This window comes from Buchnera aphidicola (Chaitoregma tattakana) (assembly GCF_039370165.1).
In the GTDB taxonomy this organism is placed as follows: Bacteria; Pseudomonadota; Gammaproteobacteria; order Enterobacterales; family Enterobacteriaceae; genus Buchnera_G; species Buchnera_G aphidicola_F.
This window is the reverse complement of sequence record NZ_CP134991.1, coordinates 381,245-404,051: the sequence shown is the minus strand read 5'-3', so window position 1 is coordinate 404,051 and position 22,807 is coordinate 381,245. Positions and strand designations below refer to the sequence as shown.

25 protein-coding genes and 4 tRNA genes are annotated in these 22,807 nt (G+C 21.2%); 14 read left to right on the top strand and 15 right to left on the bottom strand.

Annotated features, from left to right (window positions below):
• Window positions 1-85: 85 nt before the first annotated feature.
• Window positions 86-1,063 carry an elongation factor P--(R)-beta-lysine ligase gene (gene epmA / locus RJI84_RS01990; protein ID WP_343189076.1) on the top strand — a complete coding sequence of 326 codons (978 nt, stop codon included), beginning with the start codon at window positions 86-88 and terminating at the stop codon, window positions 1,061-1,063.
• Window positions 1,064-1,093: 30 nt separating this feature from the next.
• Here epmA and RJI84_RS01985 read toward each other — a convergent pair whose 3' ends face one another.
• From RJI84_RS01985 to hslV, 3 genes are all read right to left on the bottom strand, one after another.
• Complete coding sequence (locus tag RJI84_RS01985; protein WP_343189075.1) at window positions 1,094-1,843, bottom strand: FAD-binding oxidoreductase; 750 nt, start codon at window positions 1,841-1,843, stop codon at window positions 1,094-1,096.
• A gap of 212 nt (window positions 1,844-2,055) precedes the next feature.
• Window positions 2,056-3,390, bottom strand: coding sequence for an HslU--HslV peptidase ATPase subunit (gene hslU, locus RJI84_RS01980; RefSeq protein ID WP_343189074.1), 1,335 nt, complete (start codon window positions 3,388-3,390; stop codon window positions 2,056-2,058).
• Window positions 3,391-3,400: 10 nt separating this feature from the next.
• Entirely contained in the window at window positions 3,401-3,931 is a 531-nt protein-coding gene (hslV, locus tag RJI84_RS01975) for an ATP-dependent protease subunit HslV (RefSeq protein ID WP_343189073.1), read from the bottom strand.
• A gap of 315 nt (window positions 3,932-4,246) precedes the next feature.
• Between hslV and rpmE the strand changes: the two genes are divergently transcribed.
• Entirely contained in the window at window positions 4,247-4,453 is a 207-nt protein-coding gene (gene rpmE, locus RJI84_RS01970; RefSeq protein ID WP_343189072.1) for a 50S ribosomal protein L31, read from the top strand.
• Window positions 4,454-4,561: 108 nt separating this feature from the next.
• Here rpmE and RJI84_RS01965 read toward each other — a convergent pair.
• Window positions 4,562-4,635: transfer RNA gene (locus RJI84_RS01965), tRNA-Gly, on the bottom strand.
• A gap of 65 nt (window positions 4,636-4,700) precedes the next feature.
• Window positions 4,701-5,243 carry an oligoribonuclease gene (gene orn / locus RJI84_RS01960; protein ID WP_343189071.1) on the bottom strand — a complete coding sequence of 181 codons (543 nt, stop codon included), beginning with the start codon at window positions 5,241-5,243 and terminating at the stop codon, window positions 4,701-4,703.
• 119 nt (window positions 5,244-5,362) lie between these two features.
• Here orn and pgi point away from each other — a divergent pair, with 119 nt between their 5' ends.
• From pgi to rplI, 5 genes are all read left to right on the top strand, one after another.
• Window positions 5,363-7,000, top strand: a complete 1,638-nt coding sequence (pgi, locus tag RJI84_RS01955) for a glucose-6-phosphate isomerase (protein WP_343189070.1) — start codon at window positions 5,363-5,365, stop codon at window positions 6,998-7,000.
• A gap of 140 nt (window positions 7,001-7,140) precedes the next feature.
• A complete protein-coding gene (gene miaA / locus RJI84_RS01950; RefSeq protein ID WP_343189069.1) occupies window positions 7,141-8,076 on the top strand; it encodes a tRNA (adenosine(37)-N6)-dimethylallyltransferase MiaA in 936 nt (311 codons plus the stop codon).
• A gap of 53 nt (window positions 8,077-8,129) precedes the next feature.
• Window positions 8,130-8,477, top strand: coding sequence for a 30S ribosomal protein S6 (rpsF, locus tag RJI84_RS01945; RefSeq protein WP_343189068.1), 348 nt, complete (start codon window positions 8,130-8,132; stop codon window positions 8,475-8,477).
• A 73-nt stretch (window positions 8,478-8,550) separates the two neighbouring features.
• Window positions 8,551-8,778, top strand: coding sequence for a 30S ribosomal protein S18 (rpsR, locus tag RJI84_RS01940; protein WP_343189067.1), 228 nt, complete (start codon window positions 8,551-8,553; stop codon window positions 8,776-8,778).
• Between the two features lie 39 nt (window positions 8,779-8,817).
• Entirely contained in the window at window positions 8,818-9,267 is a 450-nt protein-coding gene (gene rplI, locus RJI84_RS01935) for a 50S ribosomal protein L9 (protein ID WP_343189066.1), read from the top strand.
• 117 nt (window positions 9,268-9,384) lie between these two features.
• Here the strand turns inward: rplI and rph are convergent, their stop codons facing one another.
• On the bottom strand, window positions 9,385-10,113 hold the full coding sequence (gene rph, locus RJI84_RS01930) for a ribonuclease PH (protein WP_343189065.1): 729 nt from the start codon (window positions 10,111-10,113) through the stop codon (window positions 9,385-9,387).
• 55 nt (window positions 10,114-10,168) lie between these two features.
• Window positions 10,169-10,241, bottom strand: a tRNA-Ile gene (locus tag RJI84_RS01925).
• Between the two features lie 118 nt (window positions 10,242-10,359).
• On the opposite strand from RJI84_RS01925, the gene RJI84_RS01920 reads away from it, so the two are divergent.
• A tRNA-Asn gene (locus RJI84_RS01920) sits at window positions 10,360-10,432 on the top strand.
• 45 nt (window positions 10,433-10,477) lie between these two features.
• Complete coding sequence (sbcB, locus tag RJI84_RS01915; protein WP_343189064.1) at window positions 10,478-11,908, top strand: exodeoxyribonuclease I; 1,431 nt, start codon at window positions 10,478-10,480, stop codon at window positions 11,906-11,908.
• Here sbcB and RJI84_RS01910 read toward each other — a convergent pair.
• Window positions 11,905-12,141, bottom strand: coding sequence for an oxidative damage protection protein (locus tag RJI84_RS01910; protein WP_343189063.1), 237 nt, complete (start codon window positions 12,139-12,141; stop codon window positions 11,905-11,907). The genes sbcB and RJI84_RS01910 overlap by 4 nt on opposite strands.
• 123 nt (window positions 12,142-12,264) lie before the next feature.
• On the opposite strand from RJI84_RS01910, the gene trmB reads away from it, so the two are divergent.
• Window positions 12,265-13,002 (top strand): tRNA (guanosine(46)-N7)-methyltransferase TrmB, encoded by a 738-nt coding sequence (trmB, locus tag RJI84_RS01905; protein ID WP_343189062.1) that lies wholly within the window; start codon window positions 12,265-12,267, stop codon window positions 13,000-13,002.
• A 1-nt stretch (window position 13,003) separates the two neighbouring features.
• Here trmB and hemW read toward each other — a convergent pair whose 3' ends face one another.
• From hemW to dusA, 6 genes are all read right to left on the bottom strand, one after another.
• Complete coding sequence (hemW, locus tag RJI84_RS01900) at window positions 13,004-14,140, bottom strand: radical SAM family heme chaperone HemW (protein ID WP_343189061.1); 1,137 nt, start codon at window positions 14,138-14,140, stop codon at window positions 13,004-13,006.
• A gap of 18 nt (window positions 14,141-14,158) precedes the next feature.
• A complete protein-coding gene (gene ruvX / locus RJI84_RS01895) occupies window positions 14,159-14,572 on the bottom strand; it encodes a Holliday junction resolvase RuvX (RefSeq protein WP_343189060.1) in 414 nt (137 codons plus the stop codon).
• A gap of 3 nt (window positions 14,573-14,575) precedes the next feature.
• Window positions 14,576-15,142 (bottom strand): YqgE/AlgH family protein, encoded by a 567-nt coding sequence (locus RJI84_RS01890; protein ID WP_428994302.1) that lies wholly within the window; start codon window positions 15,140-15,142, stop codon window positions 14,576-14,578.
• Window positions 15,143-15,179: 37 nt separating this feature from the next.
• The gene (gshB, locus tag RJI84_RS01885) at window positions 15,180-16,136 is read right to left on the bottom strand and encodes a glutathione synthase (protein ID WP_343189059.1); all 957 of its coding nucleotides are present in this window, start codon (window positions 16,134-16,136) and stop codon (window positions 15,180-15,182) included.
• A gap of 115 nt (window positions 16,137-16,251) precedes the next feature.
• Window positions 16,252-17,646: a replicative DNA helicase gene (dnaB, locus tag RJI84_RS01880; RefSeq protein ID WP_343189058.1), complete on the bottom strand. Its 1,395-nt coding sequence runs from the start codon at window positions 17,644-17,646 to the stop codon at window positions 16,252-16,254.
• Between the two features lie 125 nt (window positions 17,647-17,771).
• Entirely contained in the window at window positions 17,772-18,779 is a 1,008-nt protein-coding gene (gene dusA, locus RJI84_RS01875; RefSeq protein WP_343189057.1) for a tRNA dihydrouridine(20/20a) synthase DusA, read from the bottom strand.
• A 162-nt stretch (window positions 18,780-18,941) separates the two neighbouring features.
• Between dusA and ssb the strand changes: the two genes are divergently transcribed.
• On the top strand, window positions 18,942-19,466 hold the full coding sequence (ssb, locus tag RJI84_RS01870; protein ID WP_343189056.1) for a single-stranded DNA-binding protein: 525 nt from the start codon (window positions 18,942-18,944) through the stop codon (window positions 19,464-19,466).
• Between the two features lie 904 nt (window positions 19,467-20,370).
• The gene (locus RJI84_RS01865) at window positions 20,371-20,709 is read left to right on the top strand and encodes a NifU family protein (RefSeq protein ID WP_343189055.1); all 339 of its coding nucleotides are present in this window, start codon (window positions 20,371-20,373) and stop codon (window positions 20,707-20,709) included.
• A 57-nt stretch (window positions 20,710-20,766) separates the two neighbouring features.
• Here the strand turns inward: RJI84_RS01865 and RJI84_RS01860 are convergent.
• Window positions 20,767-20,855: transfer RNA gene (locus tag RJI84_RS01860), tRNA-Ser, on the bottom strand.
• 263 nt (window positions 20,856-21,118) lie between these two features.
• Here RJI84_RS01860 and aroK point away from each other — a divergent pair.
• On the top strand, window positions 21,119-21,652 hold the full coding sequence (gene aroK, locus RJI84_RS01855; RefSeq protein WP_343189054.1) for a shikimate kinase AroK: 534 nt from the start codon (window positions 21,119-21,121) through the stop codon (window positions 21,650-21,652).
• A gap of 31 nt (window positions 21,653-21,683) precedes the next feature.
• Entirely contained in the window at window positions 21,684-22,796 is a 1,113-nt protein-coding gene (gene aroB, locus RJI84_RS01850; RefSeq protein ID WP_343189053.1) for a 3-dehydroquinate synthase, read from the top strand.
• Window positions 22,797-22,807 lie beyond the last annotated feature (11 nt).

The window sequence follows — 22,807 nt, the reverse complement described above, 5'->3', positions numbered from 1 at the left end:
ATCTGTTGAAAAAGTTTACAAAACGATGCTTTTCGTTTTGTAAACTTATAATGTAATTTTTTTTATTAAATGTTTTAAAACTTATATGTATAATATTTTAAATTCAAAAATTAAAAAAACAAATTTAATTTATAGATCTAAAATAATTTTTAAAATTAGAAAATTTTTTAATGAAATAGATATTTTAGAAGTAGATACTCCGTTGCTTTCTAGACATACAGTTACAGATTGTTATATCAAGTGTTTTAAAACTTCTTACTATGATATTAAAACTAATAATAATATAAATTTATGGTTGACGTCTAGTCCTGAATATCATATGAAAAGGTTGTTGTCATTAAAAATAGGATCTATTTTTCAAATATGTCATAGCTTTAGAAATGAAGCATATAGCTCATGTCATAATCCTGAATTTACTATGCTTGAATTATATATGGTTAAATATAATATGTTTGAATTAATGAAATTTATAGATGTTTTTTTTCAAAATATTTTAAACTTCCAGAAATCTGATATGATTTCTTATAGAAAAATTTTTATAAAGTTTTTAAAAATTGATCCATTAACATCTAATAAAGATGATTTAGTGAATAAGATAATATTTTTAAATCATTATAATTTGATAAAAAATAACAACTTATTAAATAAAAAAGATTTATTGGAAATATTGTTTATGATAGGAATAGAGAAAAAGTTAGGTAAAAAAAGACCAATTTTTATTTATCATTTTCCGGCAGATCAAGCTTTATTATCTTCTTTAAATAAATATGATAAAAGGACATCAAATAGATTTGAAATTTTTTTTAAAGGTATAGAATTAGCTAATGGTTTTCAAGAGTTAACAGATAGAAAAGAACAAGAACAAAGGTTTAAAAATGAAAATATTTTAAGAAATAAGATGGGTTTAAAAAAGATTAAATTAGATAAATTTTTTTTAGATGCTTTATCTAAGGGAATCCCAGAATGTTCCGGGGTATCAGTTGGAATAGATAGAATTATAATGTTAAAATTAAAAAGTAGCAATATTTTTGATATATTACCATTTTCTATACATAATTGTTAGTTTTATATTAATAATATTTTTATAAAAATATTACCAATAATTTTCCATAGTTATGTGTCCTTTTCTTCTTCTTAAATTTTTTTGAAGATCATATTTTTCTTTTAATACTTTATATGTATTTTTTAACATTGATGGATTTCCACATAGCATAATATGTGTGTTATTAGAATTAATTTTTACATGTATTTTTTTTTCTATTTCATTATTTAACAATAATTTAGGTATTCTACCAAATAAACATTCCTTATTTTTTTCTCTACTGACTATTTTTTGGAATATAAATTTACTTCCATATTGAAGTTTTATCTTATTTATTACATTTAAATAATTTAATTGATTTATATATCGTACTGCATGTATTAATATTATTTTTTTAAATTTTTTTATTTCTTTTCCTCCATCTTGTAACATAGATAAATATGGACCAATAGCTGTTCCTGTAGATATCATCCATAAATTTTCTGTTTGTGGAACTTCTTTTAATGTAAAAAATCCAAAAGATTTTTTACTTATAACAATATTATTACCAGGCATTAGTTTATATAATGCATTTGTAATTTTTCCATTTTTAATACATGCTATATAAAATTCTAAATTTTTATCTTTTGGTGAATTTACATAAGAGTATGCTCTTTGTATTTTTTTTTCGTTTTTAAATATTACTATTTTAGCAAATTGACCTGCTATAAATGGTGATATTTTTGCGTGTAGAATTAAACTGAATAATGGATATTTCCATTTTTTTACTTCAATAACACGAGCATCTATCCATTTTGTCATTTTTATCTCTGTATAATTTTATTGTATAAACTTATTATTATATAATAATAAATTTTTTTTATAATTTGAAGTGATATTTTTTTTAATATTATTAATATTATATTTTATGTAATTTTCTTTATACATGTTTTTTTAGAGTTTTTTTATTTAAAAAAAAAATTTTCTTATCTCAGATTCTTTCTAAGATAAGAAAAAATTATATTTTATAAACTTTATAATACAAATTTACTAAGATCTTCGTTAGATATAAATTTATCTAAATGTTTTTCCACATATTTTTTGTCGATTTTTATTATAGTATTTTTATTATCATTTGCATTAAACGAAATATCTTCCATTAATTTTTCTAATACTGTGTGTAATCTTCTTGCGCCTATATTTTCCATAGATTCATTGACTTTCCATGCTGCCTCAGCAATGCATCTAATCCCTTCTTTAGTAAAGTTTATTTCTATTCCTTCTGTACGCATTAGAGCTTGATATTGTATAGTTATAGAAGAACTAGGTTCTGTTAATATTCTTTCGAAGTCTTCTATTGTTAAAGATTTTAGTTCTACTCTTATTGGCAATCTTCCTTGCAATTCTGGTATTAAATCTGAAGGAGTAGATACCTGAAAAGCCCCTGATGCAATAAATAATATGTGATCTGTTTTTACAGTTCCATATTTAGTAGATACTGTGCATCCTTCTACTAGTGGTAATAGATCTCTTTGTACTCCTTCTCTAGAAATGTCAGGCCCTGAACTCATACCGCTTCTTTTACAAATTTTATCTATTTCATCAATAAATACTATCCCATTTTGTTCTACTGCATTTATAGCTTTTTTTTTTATTTCTTCAGGATTAATTAATTTTGACGCTTCTTCTTCTATTAATATTTTCATAGCATCTTTTATTTTTAATTTTCTAGCTCTTTTTTTATTGCTACCTAAATTTTGGAATATTGATTGGAGTTGATTTGTTAAATCTTCCATTCCCGGAGGCGCCATAATTTCTACTCCTAGTGGAGTTACTGAAACATTTATTTCTATTTCTTTGTCATCTAATTTTCCTTCTCTTAATTTTTTTCTAAATGATTGTATTGTAGCTAATGGTCTTTGACTAGTATCTTGTATTCCCCAATTATTTTGTACTGTTGGTACTAATACAGCTAATATTTTTTCTTCTGCTATTTCTCTTACTTTTTTTTTATTTTTTTCTATTATTTGCATTCTTACTATTTTCATAGCTGAATCTGTTAGATCTCTTATTATAGAATCTACTTCTTTTCCTACATATCCTACTTCAGTAAATTTTGTAGCTTCGATTTTTATAAATGGAGATTTTGCTAGTTTGGCTAGTCTTCTGGCAATTTCTGTTTTTCCAACTCCTGTTGGACCTATCATAAGTATATTTTTTGGTGTAATTTCTCGTCTTAATTCTTTGTCTAGTTGCATTCTTCTCCATCTATTTCGTAACGCAATAGCTACTGCTTTTTTTGCTTTATTTTGTCCTATTATAAATTTATTTAATTCATTGACTACATCTTTTGGAGTCATTTCTGACATATTTAGATCCTTATTTTTCTGAAAGTAGTTCTTTTATTGTAAAAATTTGATTTGTATAAATACAAATGTTTGATGATATTTTTAAAGATTCTTTTACGATTTCTCTTGCAGTTAAATTAGAATGTTTTAACAGAGCTTGAGCTGATGCCTGAGCATATGGTCCTCCGGATCCTATAGCAATTAAGTCATTTTCTGGTTGTATTACATCTCCATTTCCAGTTATTATTAATGATGTAGTTTTGTCTGCTACAGCTAGTAATGCTTCTAATTTTCTTAGTATTTTATCTGTTCTCCAATCTTTAGCTAATTCTATTGCTGACCTTTGCAATTGACCTTGATGTACAGCTAACTTTTTTTCAAATAAGTCAAATAATGTGAATGCATCAGCTGTACCACCTGCAAATCCTGCTATCACTTTTTTATTGTATAAATTTCTTACTTTTTTAACATTACTTTTAATTACTGTGTTTCCTAAAGTAGCTTGCCCATCTCCCCCTATTACTACTTTTTTTTTTAATCTAATGCTTAATATAGTTGTCATAAACTTCCTTGGATGTGTTTTAATATGTTAAGAATTTTCTTATGTTTTTTTATAAAATATATTATTATTTTTTTATATTATTTTAATATTAATTGTATATTAATTTTACATATGCTAGTATTACTAATTTTTTTAATCTTATTAACAAAAAAAAGACAAATTTTCTGTTTATAATTTATTATTTTTATAATAGTATTGTTATATGTAATGTTTAATATATATTAGTATATTTTATAATATGTAGTTATATGTAAAATATATTAATTTTTTATTGTGTAATATGTTTTATTTATTTTAAAAAAAGGTTTTACAAACGTGAAAAAAAATATACACCCAAATTATAAAAAAACAGTAGCTACTTGTTCATGTGGTAATATCATTAATTTTTTTTCTACTATAAATAAAGAATCTATTAATTTGGACATATGTGGTGTTTGTCATCCATTTTTTACTGGGAAACAACGTGTTGTTGATACTAGTGGTAGAATAGAAAGATTTAATAAAAAATTTAAAAATTTTTAAACTAATTAATAATATCATTTTTTTAAAATATTAATTTAGACTATTATTTATTTCTTATAATATTTTATATTAAAAAAATATTATTCAAAAAAAATTATATTTTTATATAGCGGGAAACGAGATTTGAACTCGCGACCTCAACCTTGGCAAGGTTGCACTCTAACCATCTGAGCTATTCCCGCCTTATTATATAGATTATATATTAATAATTTTTTTTAGACAAGTTTTTATTTTTTTTAACAAAAGTTTAATCACATTTTAAAAAGTGTTTTTTATAATGTATAAGTTCTCTTATAGAATTTTTTATATCCTCTATTACAGTATGGTTTTTGTGTTTTTTAAATTTTTTATATACGTTTTTATTCCATATTTTTGATAATTCTTTTATAGAGCTTACATCTATTGATCTATAGTGAAAATAATCTAACAAATCTGGCATAAATTTTTTTAGAAACAGTTTGTCTATGAAATTAGAACTTCCACACATTGGTGACTGTTTTTTTTCAACAGTTTTTTTTATAAATTTTATTATTTTTCTTTCTGCTAGCGCTTCATTATATTTGCTGTTTTTTGATTTTTTTATTAATCCATTTTTTTTATGTATTTTTTTACTCCACTCATTCATTTTATTTAAAATTTTAGGTTTTTGATATATAGGAATAGAAATTTGTGATTTTGTTTCTTTTAGTTGTTTATCTGTTATAATTATACCTATCTCTAATATAAAATCTTTTTCTGGGTCTAATCCTGTCATTTCTAAATCTATCCATATTAGTTTATTTTTGTTCATAACTTTTACTATATTATTATTCATTTTATTAAATGATATTTTTTTAAAAAATATGTTCATAAACTTATATTATATGAAATATAATATAATTATTTCTTTTACTAAAATAAATATAATATATGAAATATAAAAATTTTAAAGATGTTAAAAGTTGGAAAAATTTACAAAATAGATTTTTAAAACTAAAAAATTGTGATGTTAGAAATTTATTTACTTCTAATAAAAATAGGTTTAAAGAATTTTCTATAAACTTTTTAGATAAGATGATATTTGATTATTCTAAAAACATTATTGATAGTCGAGCTATGAATATTCTTTTCAAACTAGCTGAAGAAATAGGAATTGTACAAGAAATAAAAAAGATGTTTTCTGGTAGTAAAATAAATGAAACTGAAAATAATTCTGTTTTACATGTATCTTTGCGAAACTATAAAAACAAAAATGGTTTTTTAAAAGATAAAAATACAGAGTTAGAAATAAAAAAATGTTTTGATAAGATGAAAAATTTTTCTATAAAAGTAATAAATGGTATATGGAAAGGATGCACTAATAAAAAAATAACTGATATTGTAAATATAGGAATAGGAGGATCGGAATTGGGTCCGCAAATGATTAACAATGCTTTGAAAGATTATAAAAATCATTTAAATATACATTATATATCTAATATAGATAATACTAATTTAAAAGATGTGTTAGATAAAATAAATCTAGAAACTTCATTATTTTTAATAGTTTCTAAAACTTTTACTACTACTGAAACTATTGTTAATGCTAATAGTATAAAAAAATGTTTTATAAAAAAATTTAATAATAAAAATTTTATTAATAAGCATTTTTTTGCTATTTCAAATAATGTGAAGAATTCTATTAATTTTGGTATATGTAAAAAAAATATATTTAAAATTTTTAGTTGGGTAGGAGGAAGATATTCAGTATGGTCATCAGTAGGTTTGTCAATAATGTTGTCTATTGGGCATAAGAATTTTTTTAAATTTTTAGAGGGAGCCAATAAAATGGATAATCATTTTTATAAAAAAAAAATTAATAAAAATATACCTATAATATTGGCATTAATAAGTTTTTGGTATAATTTCTTTTTTAATTCTGCTACAGAAGTAATTTTGACATATAGTAATAGACTTAACAAATTTACTAGTTACATACAACAGTTAAATATGGAGTCTAATGGCAAAAATTGTGATAGAAATGGAAAGAGAATTACATATAACACTAGTCAAATAATATGGGGGGGTACTGGTACTAATTGTCAGCATTCTTTTTTTCAACTATTGCACCAAGGTACCAGATTAGTTCCTTGTGATTTTGTCGCTTTTGTGAATGGCTATGATAAAAAATTTGAGAAACATAATATAATTTTGTTATCTAATTTTTTTGCACAAACTAAGTCATTATTTTTCGGAAATTGTGATCCATTTTACAGAAATAAAGAAAATATAAAAAAACATTGTGATAAATTTTATAAAAAATTTTATGGTAATATTCCTTCTAATTCTATTATGTTTAAAAAATTAGATCCTATTAGTTTAGGAATTCTAGTTGCTATGTATGAACATAAAGTTTTTGTTCAAGGAATAATTTTAAATATATTTAGTTTTGATCAATGGGGAGTAGAACTTGGTAAAACACTATCTAATGATATATATAATGTTTTGAAGATGAATAATCATAAAGATTATAAATATGATAGTTCTACAAATGGCTTATTAAATTATTACAATAGCTGGAAAGAATAAAAAGTATTTTAAAATTTTATATAATATGTTATACATATATTAGGAAAAAAAAATAAAGGTAAGTTTTTATATGTTTCCATTTCTAAGTAGTGTGAAAGATTTATTACATGTTTTATATATAGTTTCATCAAAATAGTTTTATGATAGAGAATAATAAAGTAGTTATTTTTTTGATGGGCCCTACATGTTGCGGAAAAACTTCTTTGGCGATGGATATTCATAATAGTATAAATTCACAAATAATTAGTGTTGATTCTTCTTTAGTTTATAAAAAGATGAATATAGGAACTGCAAAACCTACTATAAATGAATTGAAAAAATATCCTCATAAGCTAGTAGATATTAAATATCCTAATGAATGTTATTCCGTAGCAGATTTTTATTCCGATGCGTTAAGAGAAATAAAGCAGGCATTTCTATCTAATAAAGTGCCTTTATTGGTTGGTGGCACTATGTTATATTATAAAATATTATTAGAGGGATTAATAAATTTACCAAAGAAGAATGTAAATCTCTCTAAAAGGATTACTTTATGTGCTAAAAATAATAGAATACTTCTTCATAAAAAATTATCTAAAATAGATCCTTGCAGCGCTAGTAAAATAAATATAAATGATATATATAGATTGTCTAGAGCATTAGAAGTTTATTATACTTCTGGAAAGAAAAAAAGTAGTTTTTTTAAGAAAAAAAGGTTTAAATATACAGTATTACAATTTGTTATTGTTCCTATTGAAAAGAAATTTTTATATAATAGAATATTTTATCGCTTGCAGAAAATGATAAATTTAGGTTTTGAAAAAGAAGTTTATGAATTATTTAAAAACAATGTTTTACATGTAAAATCTCAAGCTATGAATTGTATAGGATATTCTCAAATGTGGAATTTTATAAATGAAAAAATTACATATGATCAAATGTTTAATGAGATATTTTTTTTAACTAAAAAATTAGTCAAAAAACAAATGACTTGGATAAGATCTTGGAAAAATTTGAATTTTTTGTATTTTGAAAATAACAAGAAATCTAAAGATAAAATTTTTAAGATTTTAAAAAATTTTAAAAAAAATAGTTAACTATTTTTTTTAAAATTTACTATAAATTGTTACTAATATGGTATTTATTTTATATGAATCATTATGAAATAGTTTTAATATTCCATCCTGGAAATAGTAATTTAGTATCTAAAATTATAGATAAATATGTAAATCTAATAAGAAAAAATGGTGGAATTATACATAGGATAGAAAATTGGGGAAGGAAACATCTGTCTTATCCTATAAAAAAAATTCACAAAGGTCATTATGTTTTAATAAATATAGAGGTGTTGAAAAAAACTATAAATATTTTAGAAAATAAAATTAGGTTTGATGAAAATATATTGAGAAATCTTATAATATCCACGAAAAAAGCTATAAGTTCTAAGTCTCCTGTGTTTTTACTTAAAGAGTCTGAAAATAAGTTGCAAAATGGTTAGATGGTCTTTATACTTTTTTACTTAAATTTTTTTTTAATGTCTTATTTTTTATATTATTTAATAGGAATAAAATATGGTTCGTTATTTCAGAAGAAGGAAATTTTGTAGATTTACTTCAGAGGGAATTACAGAAATAGATTATAAAGATATAAATTTGTTAAGAAATTACGTTACTGAAAGTGGTAAAATAGTTCCTAGTAGAATAACAGGAACTAAATCAAAATATCAAAGAAAATTGTCTAAAGCTATTAAAAAAGCAAGATACTTAGCTTTACTTCCTTATACCGATAAACATAAATAAAAATTATTTTATGTTTTTTTAATTAAGATAACTAATTTTATGAAAATTATACTTTCTGAAAAAGTAATGCAGTTAGGAGATAAAGGAAAGGTTGTAAATGTAAAGCCAGGATATGCTAGAAATTTTTTGTTTCCTAAAAAAAAAGCGGTTTTAGCTAATGCAGAAAATATTAAAAAGTTTTATGAGAAAAAAGTTTTAATGGAAAAAAAGCTAGAAAGCAGGATAGAAACTTTAAAAAATGTTAAAAAAAAATTAGATAAAATAGATAAATTAAAAATTTTTGTAAAATCTGGGAAAGAAGGTAAATTGTTTGGCTCTGTAAATGCTAAAATTATTACATATAATTTAAGAAAGATCGGGGTGAAAGTGAATAAAAAAAGTATATATATAAAAAATAATTTTATTAGAAAGTTAGGAATTTATAATGTTAATTTAAAATTATATAAAAATATTGAATCAAATATTTATGTAGAAATTTTATCTAAATAACATACTTTCTGAAATTAATAAAACCTTATATCTATTTTAATATAGAAAATTTAATATAAATAATTATAATAGATATAAGAGCATGTAAACATAATTTTTTATTTTATAAAATTTTTTTTATATATTTTTTATGATTTTTTTTTGTATTTTTATAAGGTTTTTAATGTTTTTTTTTGCTATTGATATTAGATTATATAAATCTTTTTCTGTAAAAGTTTTAACTTCTGCTGTTCCTTGTATTTCTACAATTTTTTCTTCTGAATTCATTACTATATTAATATCAGAGTAAGCTTTTGAATCTTCTTTATAATCTAAATCACACATGTATTCATCATTTACTATACCTACAGAAATAGATGCTATTATAGTTCTTATAGGATTTGTTTTCAATATTTTTTTTTCCATTAACTTTTTACATGCTTGAGCCATAGCTATATATGCTCCAGTTATAGATGCTGATCTAGTTCCACCATCTGCTTCTAAAACATCACAATCTAAAAGAATAGTTCTTTCTCCTAACTTTTTTAAATCTATCGCAGATCTTAAAGATCTAGAAATTAATCTTTGTATTTCTATTGTTCGTCCTTTTTGTTTTCCTTGTGTAGCTTCTCTTACATTTCTTTTATGAGTTGAAGTAGGAATCATTCCATATTCAGCGGTAATCCAACCAATTTTTTGCCCTTTTATAAAAAATGGTACTTTTTCTTGTATAGATGCATTGCATAATACTTTAGTATTGCCAATTTTTATTAAAATAGATCCATCTGCATGAGAAGTATAATTTTTTTTAAAAATCACAGGTCTCATTTCTTCTATAGATCTATTAAATGACCTATTAATATTCATAATTTTATATTATAAAATAATTTTTTATTTTTTATAAAACTGTTTTTAAGAAAATTGGCCCTTGCTGGATTTGAACCAGCGACCTAACGATTATGAGTCGTGTGCTCTAACCTCTGAGCTAAAGGGCCATTTTATTTATTATCTATAAATTATATTATATATATATTTTTTTTTCTACATATATATTTTTTTTTTTAAATGTTTTGACAATACTTTGTATTATATTTATAATATAAATTATATTTTTCCTCTGTAGTTCAGTTGGTAGAACGGCGGACTGTTAATCCGTATGTCACTGGTTCGATCCCAGTCGGAGGAGATAAATTTTATATTTAACAATTTTTATTTTTATTATTTTATTTTTATGCAATTAAGAAAGGTAAAGTTTGTATTTTATGACTATGAAACTTTTGGTTTAATTCCTGCCTTAGATAAACCTATTCAATTTTCTTGTGTTATTACAGATTATAATTTAAATATAATAAGTTCAAACATTTGTTTTTTTTGTAAGCCTCCTATAGACTATTTACCTAACATAGAATCAATTTTTGTTACTAAAATATCTCCATTAGATTTATTGAAAAAAGATTGTTTAAATGAATATTTTTTTACTAAAAACATACATAATATATTTGTTAAAAAAAATATCTGTATCACTGGATATAATAATTTTAAGTTTGATGATGAATTTACTAGAAATATATTTTATAGAAATTTTTTTGATCCATATAGTTGGCATTGGAAAAATAATAATTCTAGATTAGATATATTAGTAATGCTAAGAGCATATTATTCTTTTAGACCTGAAAACATAATTTGGCCTGTAATTAAAAAATATAATATTGTAAGTTTTAAATTAAGTAAGTTTACTAAGAGTAATAATATTTTACATAAAAAAGCTCATGATGCAATTGATGATGTATATGCTACACTTTATGTAGCAAAATTTTTAAAAAATAAAAATAAAAAACTTTTCAATTATATTTTTAAAATTAGATTAAAAAAAAATGTTATTAATGTTATTAAAAGAAATTTTGGAAAACCCATGTTATATTCTTCTAATATATTTGGAGTTACAAAATTTAATTTATCTACTGTGTTTTTTTTGTTTTTTTACCCTAATAATTCTAATATAGCTATTATGTTAGATTTGTCTAAAGATTTAAAAATTCTTTTTCATTATATTTGTAAAAGTTATAGAACAAGTTTAGAAATTAAAACTTTAATACGTTTAGGAGTTTTATTTGTATATTTAAATAGATTGCCAGTTTTAGCTCCATTTTCTGTAGCAAGAAAGGAGGATTTATGTAGAATGAAAATTGATGTTTTAAATAAAAAAGCAAAAATAAAATATATAAAATCTAAATTTAAAATATTTTCATTTATTAAAACCTGTATGTTATTTAAAAAAAATATTGTAAAAAATAGCATAGATGTAGATTTAAAAATATATGAAAAGTTTACAAACTATAAAGATAAAAAATTAATGAACATTATTCATAGTATAGATATAAAAAAGATTTCTAAATTAAAGATTTTATTTTGTGACAATAGAATGAATGAGTTGTTTTTTAGGTTAAAAGCTAGAAATTTTATATGTTCATTAAATATGTTAGAGAAAAAAAAATGGAAAAGACATTGTATAAAAATTTTTAGCAAAAAATTTTTAGTAAAATATGTAGAAGATTTAAAGTATAACTTATATAAATTTTGGTTTGATAAAGACAAAGTGATTTTAATAAAAAAAGTTTTTATATATATAAAGTATATATTATATAAAATAAATAATTATTAGTTCTTTTTAAATAAGAATTTAATCATATGTTTTTCTATTTTTCGTATATCATTTTTACATGTCATGTTTAATCTGTATTCATTGATTATTTTAGTTTGTTTTTTTGTCCATAATTTCCATGCTTTTTCTGATATTTTTTCATATATTTTTTTACCTATTTTACCTGGATATTGTTGACATTTTTGTTTCTTTAGTCTTTTTTTAAAAAATTCACACATTATAGTTTTTTTCATACTTTTTTTTATATTTTTTTTGTTTATGTCTTTTTTTATATAATATTTATTATATTATATTAATATTGATATTAAAATTTTTATTTTTTATTTTAAAATTGTTTTTGAGTTGAAAGATTTCGCATGAATATTATAAATAAAAATAGTTTGTATAATTGCATAGACCTTGTTTTAAAAAATTCTTTTCATAGAGATGTTAAAAGTTTTGTAATTAGAAGAAAAAAAATCAGTGAGTTTCAATATAATATTATAAATAGATATTGGAAAAAGTTTTGTATAAATTTTATATATTTACGTAAAATTAAACATTTTTTTTTAAATAAAAACCCTATTATAATAGATATAGGATTTGGAGATGGTAAGAAAATATTGTACGATGCTATTCAAAATTATAGAGTAAATTTTTTAGGAATTGAAGTTTTTTTAAAAGGAATTTTATATTGTTTGAATAGATGTTATATAAACAATATAAAAAATTTTAAAATAATTTGTTATGACGCATTTTATGTTTTTAAATATATGTTATTAGACAATTCTATATTTAAAATACAAATATTTTTTCCTGACCCATGGAAGAAGAGAAAACATAATAAGAGAAGATTGATAAATTTAATGTTTTTGTCTTTAATAAAGATGAAATTACAGAAGAATGGCATATTACATATAATAACTGATTGTAGATCGTATTATAAAAATATTGTTAAGAATATAAGTATTATTAAGTGTTTTAAAAAATTCTTTTTTATAGAGATGACTACAAAAAGATGTAAAAAAACTTTTTTTAATTGTAATACTAAATATGAAATAAAAGCAAAAAATAAAAAAAAGTTTATATATAATATGATATATATAAAAAATTGACTTATGTAAATATTAACAAGAGATCTTCTAAAAAGTTTTTTCCTTTTTTAGTCGGTATCCATTTTTTTTTTGTTATTTGTATATATCCCTCTTTTTCTGCTGATTTTATATTTTTATATATTTCCGATGGGTTTATTGTAGTCAATTTTAAAAAGTCTTTTATTAAAATAGGTTGGTACAATCTTAATTTATTTATAAAAAATTCTATAATTTTATCTTTTTTTTTTATTGCATTTATTTTATATATATATTTTTTAGAAATATATTTTTCTATATTTTTTTCTTTTATAGTTCTTATTATTGTTCCATTTTTTTGTGTAATTTTTCCATGTGCTCCACATCCTATGCCTAAATAGTCACCAAAATTCCAATAGTTTAGATTATGTACAGATTTGCTAGATCTTTTATGATAAGATGATATTTCATATTGTTTATATCCTTTTTTTTTTAAAATCATGTTTCCATATTTTAATATTTTAAGTGATATTTTTTTATTAGGATTTTTTATTTTGTTTTTATAAAACGAAGTATTTTTTTCTATATTTAGTTTGTACCAGGAAATGTGATCTGGATTAGATTTAGTAGCAATTTTTATGTCTGTTAAAGCATAGTATAATGATTGTTTTGGTAAGCTATGAATAATGTCTATGTTAGTTTTAATTTCTTTAATTTTATTGCAATAGTTTATAATTTTTATTGCTTTTTTATATTTATACATTCTTTTTAAAAACATTAATTGATAATTACTAAAACTTTGTATACCTAATGATATTCTATTTATTCCTATTTTTTTATAAAATTCTATATTTTGTGTTTTTATAGTGCTTGGATCTATTTCTATTGTTATTTCTATGTCTTTTTTAAATTTTATTTTTTTTTTAATGTTTTTTAACATTTTTTCTATTTCTTTGTTAGATAATAGCGTGGGTGTTCCTCCACCAATAAATATACTGCATATTTTTCTTTTGTTTATTAACTTAATATCATTTTTTAAATCTATTTGTATACTTTGCATATATTTTATAGAATTATTTTTGTGCTTTTTATTAAAAACTTTAACATTAAAATTACAGTAAGGGCATTTTCTTAAACACCATGGTATATGTATATATAAACTTAAATTGATTTTTTTTTTCATATTTTTTACATTTTAATTTTATTTTTCTTTGTTTTTTAACAACCAACTTTCTAGTATTATTAAAGCTGATGTAGAATTTATTTTGTTTTTTGTTAAATTTTTTATACCTTTTGTAAATAATATGTGTTTAGCTTCTATAGTACTTAACCTTTCATCATGCATGTACACTTTTATTTTAAATTTTTTGCTTATTTTATATGCAAAATTTTTTGTTTCTATAGTAAATTCTTGTTCTGTTCCATCCATGTTTAGTGGTAATCCTACTATTATAGATGTTGGGTTCCAATATTTTATTATTTTTTTTATTTTATTCCAATTTACTATTTTGTTTTTTAATCTTATAGATTGTAATATGTTGCCTGTATTTGTAATATTTTGTCCTATAGCAACTCCTATATATTTAGTTCCGTAGTCAAAAGATATGTAGTTCATTTTTTATGCATTTCCAAAATTTATTATTGTTTTTTTTATATCTATTCCTAAGATTTTTGCTGCTTCATACCATTTGTTTTTCATTGGTGCTTTAAATAATATGTAGCTATTTGCGGGTGCTGTAATCCAAGTATTTTGTAATATTTCATTTTCTAATTGATCTTTTTTCCATGAGCAATAACCTAAAGCTAATAGCATATTATTAGGATTTTCTAAAGTTTCTATAGATTCAAGAATATCTTTTGATGTTGTTATTAAAGTATTTTTTGATACTTCTATGCTAGAAGAAAATTTTTTTTTAGAAGAATGTAATATAAAACCTCTGTCTCCTGATTGAGGTCCTCCTAAAATTACTGGTTTATTTATTTCTGCACTTTCTTTTTTTATATCTTTTATTTTTAATTTTATTAATATATCTTTTATTTTTAAATTCTCTATTGGTTTATTTATTATTATGCCCATAGTTCCATTAGAATCATGTTTGCATATATATACAACGGATTTTTTAAAAAATGGATCTTCTATACCTGGCATTGCTATTAAAAAATGGTTTTGTAATACTATTTTCATTTTTTATACTCATTCAAGTTTTATATTTAGAATGTTATTATATTTTTTTTAATATTTTTTTTTCTAAAACGTTTAATAATATTGAAGAAATAGAAATTTTATAAAAATTTTCTATTTCACGAATACAAGTTGGACTAGTAATATTAATTTCTATTAAATATTTTCCTATTATATCTATTCCGGCTAATATTATTCCATTTTTAGCTAAAAAATTTCCTACTATTTTTGCAATACTCATGTTTTGTGTACTTACTATTTCTGGTTTAGCTTTCCCTCCAGCAGCTAAGTTTCCTCTATTTTCATATAATTTAGGAATTCTAGATATGCACCATTTTATTGGTATTCCGTTTATTATTATTATTCTTTTATCTCCTTTTAATATTTCTTTTATATACTTTTGTGCAACACAATATTTTAGTTCATTTTTTGTAATTGTTTCTATTATTACAGAGAAATTTTTATCTCTCCTTTTTATTCTAAATATTGAATTTCCCCCCATTCCGTTTAATGGCTTTACTATGATTTCTTTATTTTTTTTTATAAATTTTTTTATCTTTTTTTTTTTTCTTGTAATTAATGTATTAGGTGTAAACTGTGGAAACTTTGTACTAAATATCTTTTCATTAAAATTTCTCAAGCTGCTAGGCTTGTTAACTATGATAACTCCACTTTTTTCTGCTTTTTCTAATATATATGTAGAATAAATAAACTCCATATTAACAGGAGGATCTTTTCTCATTAATATTATGTGTAAATCATATAGTAATATAGTTTCTTTCTTATATATTTTATACCATTTTTTTTTATTTTTTGTTAATTCTATGATTTTAGCATCAGCATATGCCTTGTTTAAGTATATATATAAATCTTTAAGTTCCATATAGTATATAGAATAGTTTCTATATTGTGCTTCTAACAAAATAGAAAAAGTAGTGTCTTTTTTTATGTTAATGCTTTGTATAGGATCCATTACAACGCCTAATTTTATTTTCATATTTTTTATTAATTCTTATATTTTTTTAATTAGATTATTTAATAACATTTTTTTTGTAAAATTTACAATAACAAGATTATAAATTTTTTTATTGTTTATTCTTATAAATAAAATTTCATTTATATTTTACTCCAGAATAATTGTCGAATCTAGACCAATGTCCATTAAAAGTTAATCTTATTGTACCTATAGGACCATTTCTTTGTTTTCCTATTATTATTTCTGCTATTCCTTTAAAATCACTATTTTCATGATATACTTCATCTCTATAGATAAACATTATTAAATCTGCATCTTGTTCTAAAGATCCAGACTCTCTTAAATCTGAGTTTAACGGTCTTTTATCTGCTCGTTGTTCTAGTGATCTGTTTAATTGTGATAAAGCTATTATAGGAACTTCTAACTCTTTTGCTAAAGATTTTAATGTTCTAGATATTTCTGCTATTTCTAATGTTCTATTTTCTTTTATAGATGGTATTTTCATAAGTTGTAAATAATCTATCATTATTAAACTAATTCCATTGTTTTCTCTATATATTTTTCTAGATCTAGATCTTATTTCTGTAGTTGTTAAAGAGGACGAATCATCTATATATATATTTTTTTTTTTTAATAAAATATTTATAGTACTAGATATTCTTGACCAGTCTTCATCATGAAGTTGTCCGGTTTTTATTTTAGTTTGATTTACTCTAGATAACGATGATAAAATTCTAGTCATAATTTGTTCTACAGGCATTTCTAAACTAAATATCAAAACTGGTTTTTCATATATCATTGCGACGTTTTCACAAATGTTCATTGCAAAAGTAGTTTTACCCATAGATGGTCTAGCTGCTATTATTATGAGTTCTGATTTTTGTAATCCTGAAGTTTTTTTATTTAAGTCTTGATATCCTGTATTTATTCCAGTTAAATCTCCTATTGGAGATTTTATAAGCTTTTCTATATTAGACATTGTTGAATCTAATATTTGTACTATGTTTTTAGGTCCTGTTTTCTTTTTAAATCTATTTTCAGAAATTTTAAACACTATAGATTCAGCATAGTCTAATATGTCTTCACTACTTCTTCCGTTTGTATTATATCCAGCCTGTAAAATTTTGTTAGCTGCAAATATTATTTTTCTTATTGTTGATCTTTCTTTAACAATTTTAGCATATGCTTTTATATTAGCTGTACTAGGAGTATTTTTAGATAATTCTGCTAAATAAGAAAATCTTCCAACTGATTCTAGCTTATTTTTTTGTTCTAAAGATTCTGATAAAGTTATTAAATCTATAGGATGATTTAAATTTAATAAATTTTTCATTTCTTCAAATATTATTTTATGTTGTGTGCTGTAAAAATCTTCTTCTAATATAATTTCTGACACAACTTCCCATTTTTTGTTATTCAACATTAAACCACCTAATATAGATTGTTCTGCTTCTATAGAATGAGGAAGTATGTTTATACTATTATTTTTTTTTTTATAATATTTTGTAAATAACTTTTTATTTTTTTCCATTTCTTATGTTGATTATTTTTTTTTGTTTACAATAATAATATTTAGTAAAATTATTTTTTTATTTTATATTTTTTAACTATATATTTTTAATATGTTATTATGTTTTTGTATATTTTTTAAAAAAGTTAACTTTTATTTAATATATTTGAATTATATTTTTTAATTTTGTTAAATATTTTTTTTATACTATGTGTCTGAATATAGTTGCGTGATAAAATTAATTTTTTCCACATGGATGAGCCTTTAGTGTTTTTAAAAATGTGTAGTATATGTCTAGTTAATTTATAAGTAGAATTTTGTTTTAATTTTTCTTTATCTATATATCTAAAAATTTTTTTTAGAATATTTTTAAATTTTACTTTTTTGTTTGTGTTATATATTTTATTGTCAACTTGTCTTAAAAGCATTGGATTATTATATATACTTCTTCCTAACATTACTCCATCTACCTTTTTTAAATGTTTTAAGGATTCTTCTATAGATTTAATTTCGCCATTTAATATTATTTTAAGTTTTGGAAATTCTTTTTTTATTTTATATACAATATTGTGTTTTATTTTTGGTATTTTTAAATTTTTTCTTGTACTACAATTTTTTAATATTGCTTTTCTTGCGTGAAGTATAAAAACTTTACACGTGCTCAAAGTTGATATTTTGTGTATAAACTCTTTTAAAAATTCATAGTTATCATATTTGTTTATTCCTATTCTTGTTTTTATGCTTATTTCAAGTGGAGTATTTTCTGATATTTTATTTATAATATCTATTATTATATTAGGTTGTTTCATTAATATAGCACCAAAATTTCCTTTTTGGGCTCTAATAGATGGGCATCCTATATTTAAATTTATATAATTATATTTCTTTTTATATGCTATTTCAGCATATTTAGAAATTATTTTTTTGTCTGATCCAGCAATTTGTATAATTATAGGATCGTCTTTATTTCTGTTCTTAATAAATTTTGTATGATTTTTGTTAAATAGATTTTGTGCGGTTATCATTTCTGTAAATAATGATGATTTTTTACTTATTATTCTATATATTTTTCTACAATATTTATCAGTATATCCAAACATTGGAGCTACACAAAATCTATATATATCGTTTTTATTTTTAATTATTGATTTCATAGTATTATATTTTATTTTATTTTTATATGTTTTTATAATACTTTTATAGTGGTTTTATTATATAATATCATAATAACTTTTATTTTTTTTCTTAAAATTTAAATTTTATGTTAACATTAAAATAAATATAAATCTTGTTTATAAATTTTATAGAGGATTATTATGGCTAGTAGGGGAGTTAATAAAGTAATATTAATAGGAAATTTGGGGCAAGATCCAGAAGTAAGATATATGACTAATGGAGTAGCTGTTGCTAATATGAATATAGCAACTTCTGAAACTTGGAAAGACAAAAACACTGGAGAAATAAGAGAGAAAACAGAATGGCATAGAATTGTTTTGTTTAATAAACTCGCTGAAATTGCTAGAGAATATTTAAAAAAAGGAGCTCAAGTCTATATAGAAGGATCTTTACAGACTAGAAAATGGCAAGATCAAAATAATATAGATAGATACACAACTGAAATAGTAGTTAATATAGGTGGTACTATGCATATGCTTGGTAATAGAAATTCTAATGTATCTAATAATATAAGAAAAGAAGAAATTTCTTCACCAAACCTTACTAAACAAAATAAAGATAATTTAAATATTATTAAAAAAGATGGTAAAGACAGTTATTCTAAAAAAGATATTTTGTTAAATGAAAGAAATGAATCAGAATTTGATGATGAAATTCCTTTTTGAAAATTGTATTATATCTACTTAAAAATTAGAATTCTTATAATCAATTTTCTAATTTTTAAGAAAATTTTATGTTTTTTAAAGAAAAATACTAATTTTATTACATTTGTAAGTATGTTTATATATATTAAAATTGTTTATAATATATTTCTTCAAAAATAAAATATTGTATATTATCTATATATGTAAAATATTAATATTTTTATATTAGATATTTTTTGATCTTCATAAATATAATTATTTTAAATATTTTGTTTAAAAATATGTTTTTAAATTTTTTTTATAATTTTTTAATAAACTCTTTATAAGTTTAAGAAAAAAAATTTTTATTAATGGATATATTTACAGTTTATAAAAAATGTAAATAATTAAAAAGTATTATTAATATATATTTTTTATAATTATTTTTTATTACTATTTATATAGTAAACAATAATTATGTTAAATACTTTATATAAATATTTGTTTTAAAATTTTTATAGAGAAAATTTTCTAAATAATAATTTTTTTATGTAAATAAAATTTTTCTATAAATTAAGATATTTTAATTATTGCAATTTTATGTTTTTTTAAAATTATTTTTAAAATTTTAAACATTTTTTTATATAATAAACTTATTGAAATTTTAGTTTTACATAGATATAATATAAAAAAATTTTTTTAATTTCTTACATATGATTACTATATCCAAGAATGCTAAAATATATATAAAAAAATTATTATTAAAAAAAAAAATACACAAATTAGAGTTTTTGCTAAAAGTTTAAAAACTAATACAGTTAGATTTGGAATTATATATTGTAATATTAAAAATATTACTAAAAACGATTTAACTTTCAATTTTGATGAGTTTTCTGTTTTTGTTGATAAAAGTGATTATATTTATGTAAAAAATGCAAGTATAGACTTGCAAATTAATAGTTGTTCTTCTCAACTAGTTTTAAATGTACCAAAAATACATTCTCACAAAAACTATAAAAAATTTAATTTGAAAGATAGAATACAATCATGGTTAAATGAAAAAATTAATCCTAATTTAGAAGTTCATGGAGGAAGTATAAAATTTGTAAAAATTAATAAAGATGGTTATGTATTTTTACAATTTTTTGGAAGATGTAATGGATGTGCTATGTCTAATTTTACTTTAAGAAGTTTTATAGAAAAAAAAATATTAAAAAAATTTCCTAATATAAATGGTATTAAAGATATTACCGATCATATACAAGGTACTCATTCGTATTATTAATTTTTTAATTTAAATAATATTTAATTTTTTTTTGAAAAAATAAAATTCTATAAATTTAGGTGAGAAAGGGATTCGAACCCTTGATACATATTAATATGTATACACGCTTTCCAGGCGCGCCCTTTAATCCTCTCAGGCATCTCACCAATATAATATGTTATATTTATTTTATATAATTATATTATAATATAATAAACTTATAAAAAAAAGTTATTAATTAAATTTATTTTCTAATAAGTTTTTAATATATAAAAATTTTAAAAAAAAAATAGTTTAATTTTTGTAATTATAATATAATTAAAATTATTCTATTATTTTGTTTAATAATACTGACTTGTTATATATTAATTGGTATTTTTAATTTTTTAATATTATTATTAAATTAATTTTTTTTTTATAAAATAAAATTATGGCAGAAAAGAGAAATATTTTTTTGGTTGGTCCAATGGGAGCAGGAAAAAGCACTATAGGAAAACAGTTAGCTAAAAAGTTACATATGGATTTTTATGACTCTGATCAGGAAATAGAAAGTAGAACTGGAGCAGATATAGCATGGGTTTTTGATGTTGAAGGAGAACAAGGGTTTAGAATAAGAGAAAAAAAAATAATAAATGAGATAACTAAAAAAAATGGTATAGTTTTAGCTACTGGAGGAGGTTCTATAGTCTCTGAAAGTATTAGAAACATATTATCTTCTAGAGGAACTGTCGTGTTTTTAAATACAACTATAGAAAAACAGCTAATTAGGACTAATAGAGATAAAAATAGACCTTTATTAAATAATAAAAATATTTCTAATCGTGATATACTGGAAAGTTTAGCAAAAGAAAGAAATCATTTATATAAAAATATTTCTGACTTTACTGTAGATACAGATAATAAAAGTGCTAAATCCATAGCATTGTACATTTTAAAAAAATTTAAATCAAATAATTTATTATAATACGTTTATGTTAAAATTTTAGGACAATATTTTGAAAATAATAAATGTTAAATTAAATGGAAAAAATTGTCAAATAAATATAGGATATAATATTTTTAGTAACAAAAATATGATTTCTTATTTAAAAGTTTATAATAATATTGTTTTAATAACTAATGTTACATTATATAATATTTATAAAAAAACTATAATATTTTCTTTACGACAATTTAAAGTTATTAATAACATAATAATACTAAATGATGGTGAGATATATAAAACATTCAACTCAATAAAAATTATTGTAAACAATCTTATTAAATTAAATTATGGAAGAGATATTACATTGATGTCATTTGGGGGCGGTGTAATTAGTGATATAACTGGTTTTGCGGCTTCTATTTATAAAAGAGGAGTAAAGTATATAAATATACCTACTACTTTACTCTCTCAAGTTGATGCTTCTATAGGAGGTAAAACTGGAGTTAATAACTCACTTTCAAAAAATGTTATTGGAACATTTTATCACCCCAAATGTGTTATAATTGATACTATGTTTTTAAAAACATTGCCGAGAAGAGAATTTATTTCTGGATTGTCTGAAGTAGTAAAATATGCAATTTTATTTGATAAAACTTTTTTTTATTGGATAAAGTCTAATTTAGATAGTATACTTTTTTTAGATAATAAAGTATTGTATGATTGTATTTGTAGATCTTGTAAGTTTAAAATTGATATAATATGTCAAGATGAAAAAGAAAAAAATATAAGAATGTTGTTAAATTTAGGACATACTTTTGGCCATGCTATAGAATCTTTTACAAAATATACTTTATTACATGGAGAGGCTGTTTCTATAGGCATTGTTATATCTTCTATATTTTCTAATTATTTATGTAAAATTTCTTTAGAGCAAGTACAAGAAATAATAGATTTGTTTAATTTAATAGGTCTTCCAGTTACAGGTCCTAAAAATATGAAATCTAAAGATTATTTTAGATACATGATTAGAGACAAAAAAAATTTTTCTAATAAAAAAATTAGAATAATAGTTCCAAATAAGATCGGAAAGTGTGTTTTGTTAGATAATGTAGATATAAATTTGTTAACTAAAATTATTGACAATAACTTTTTAAATGATGTTTTAAAGTATAAAAAAATATAATACAAAACTTT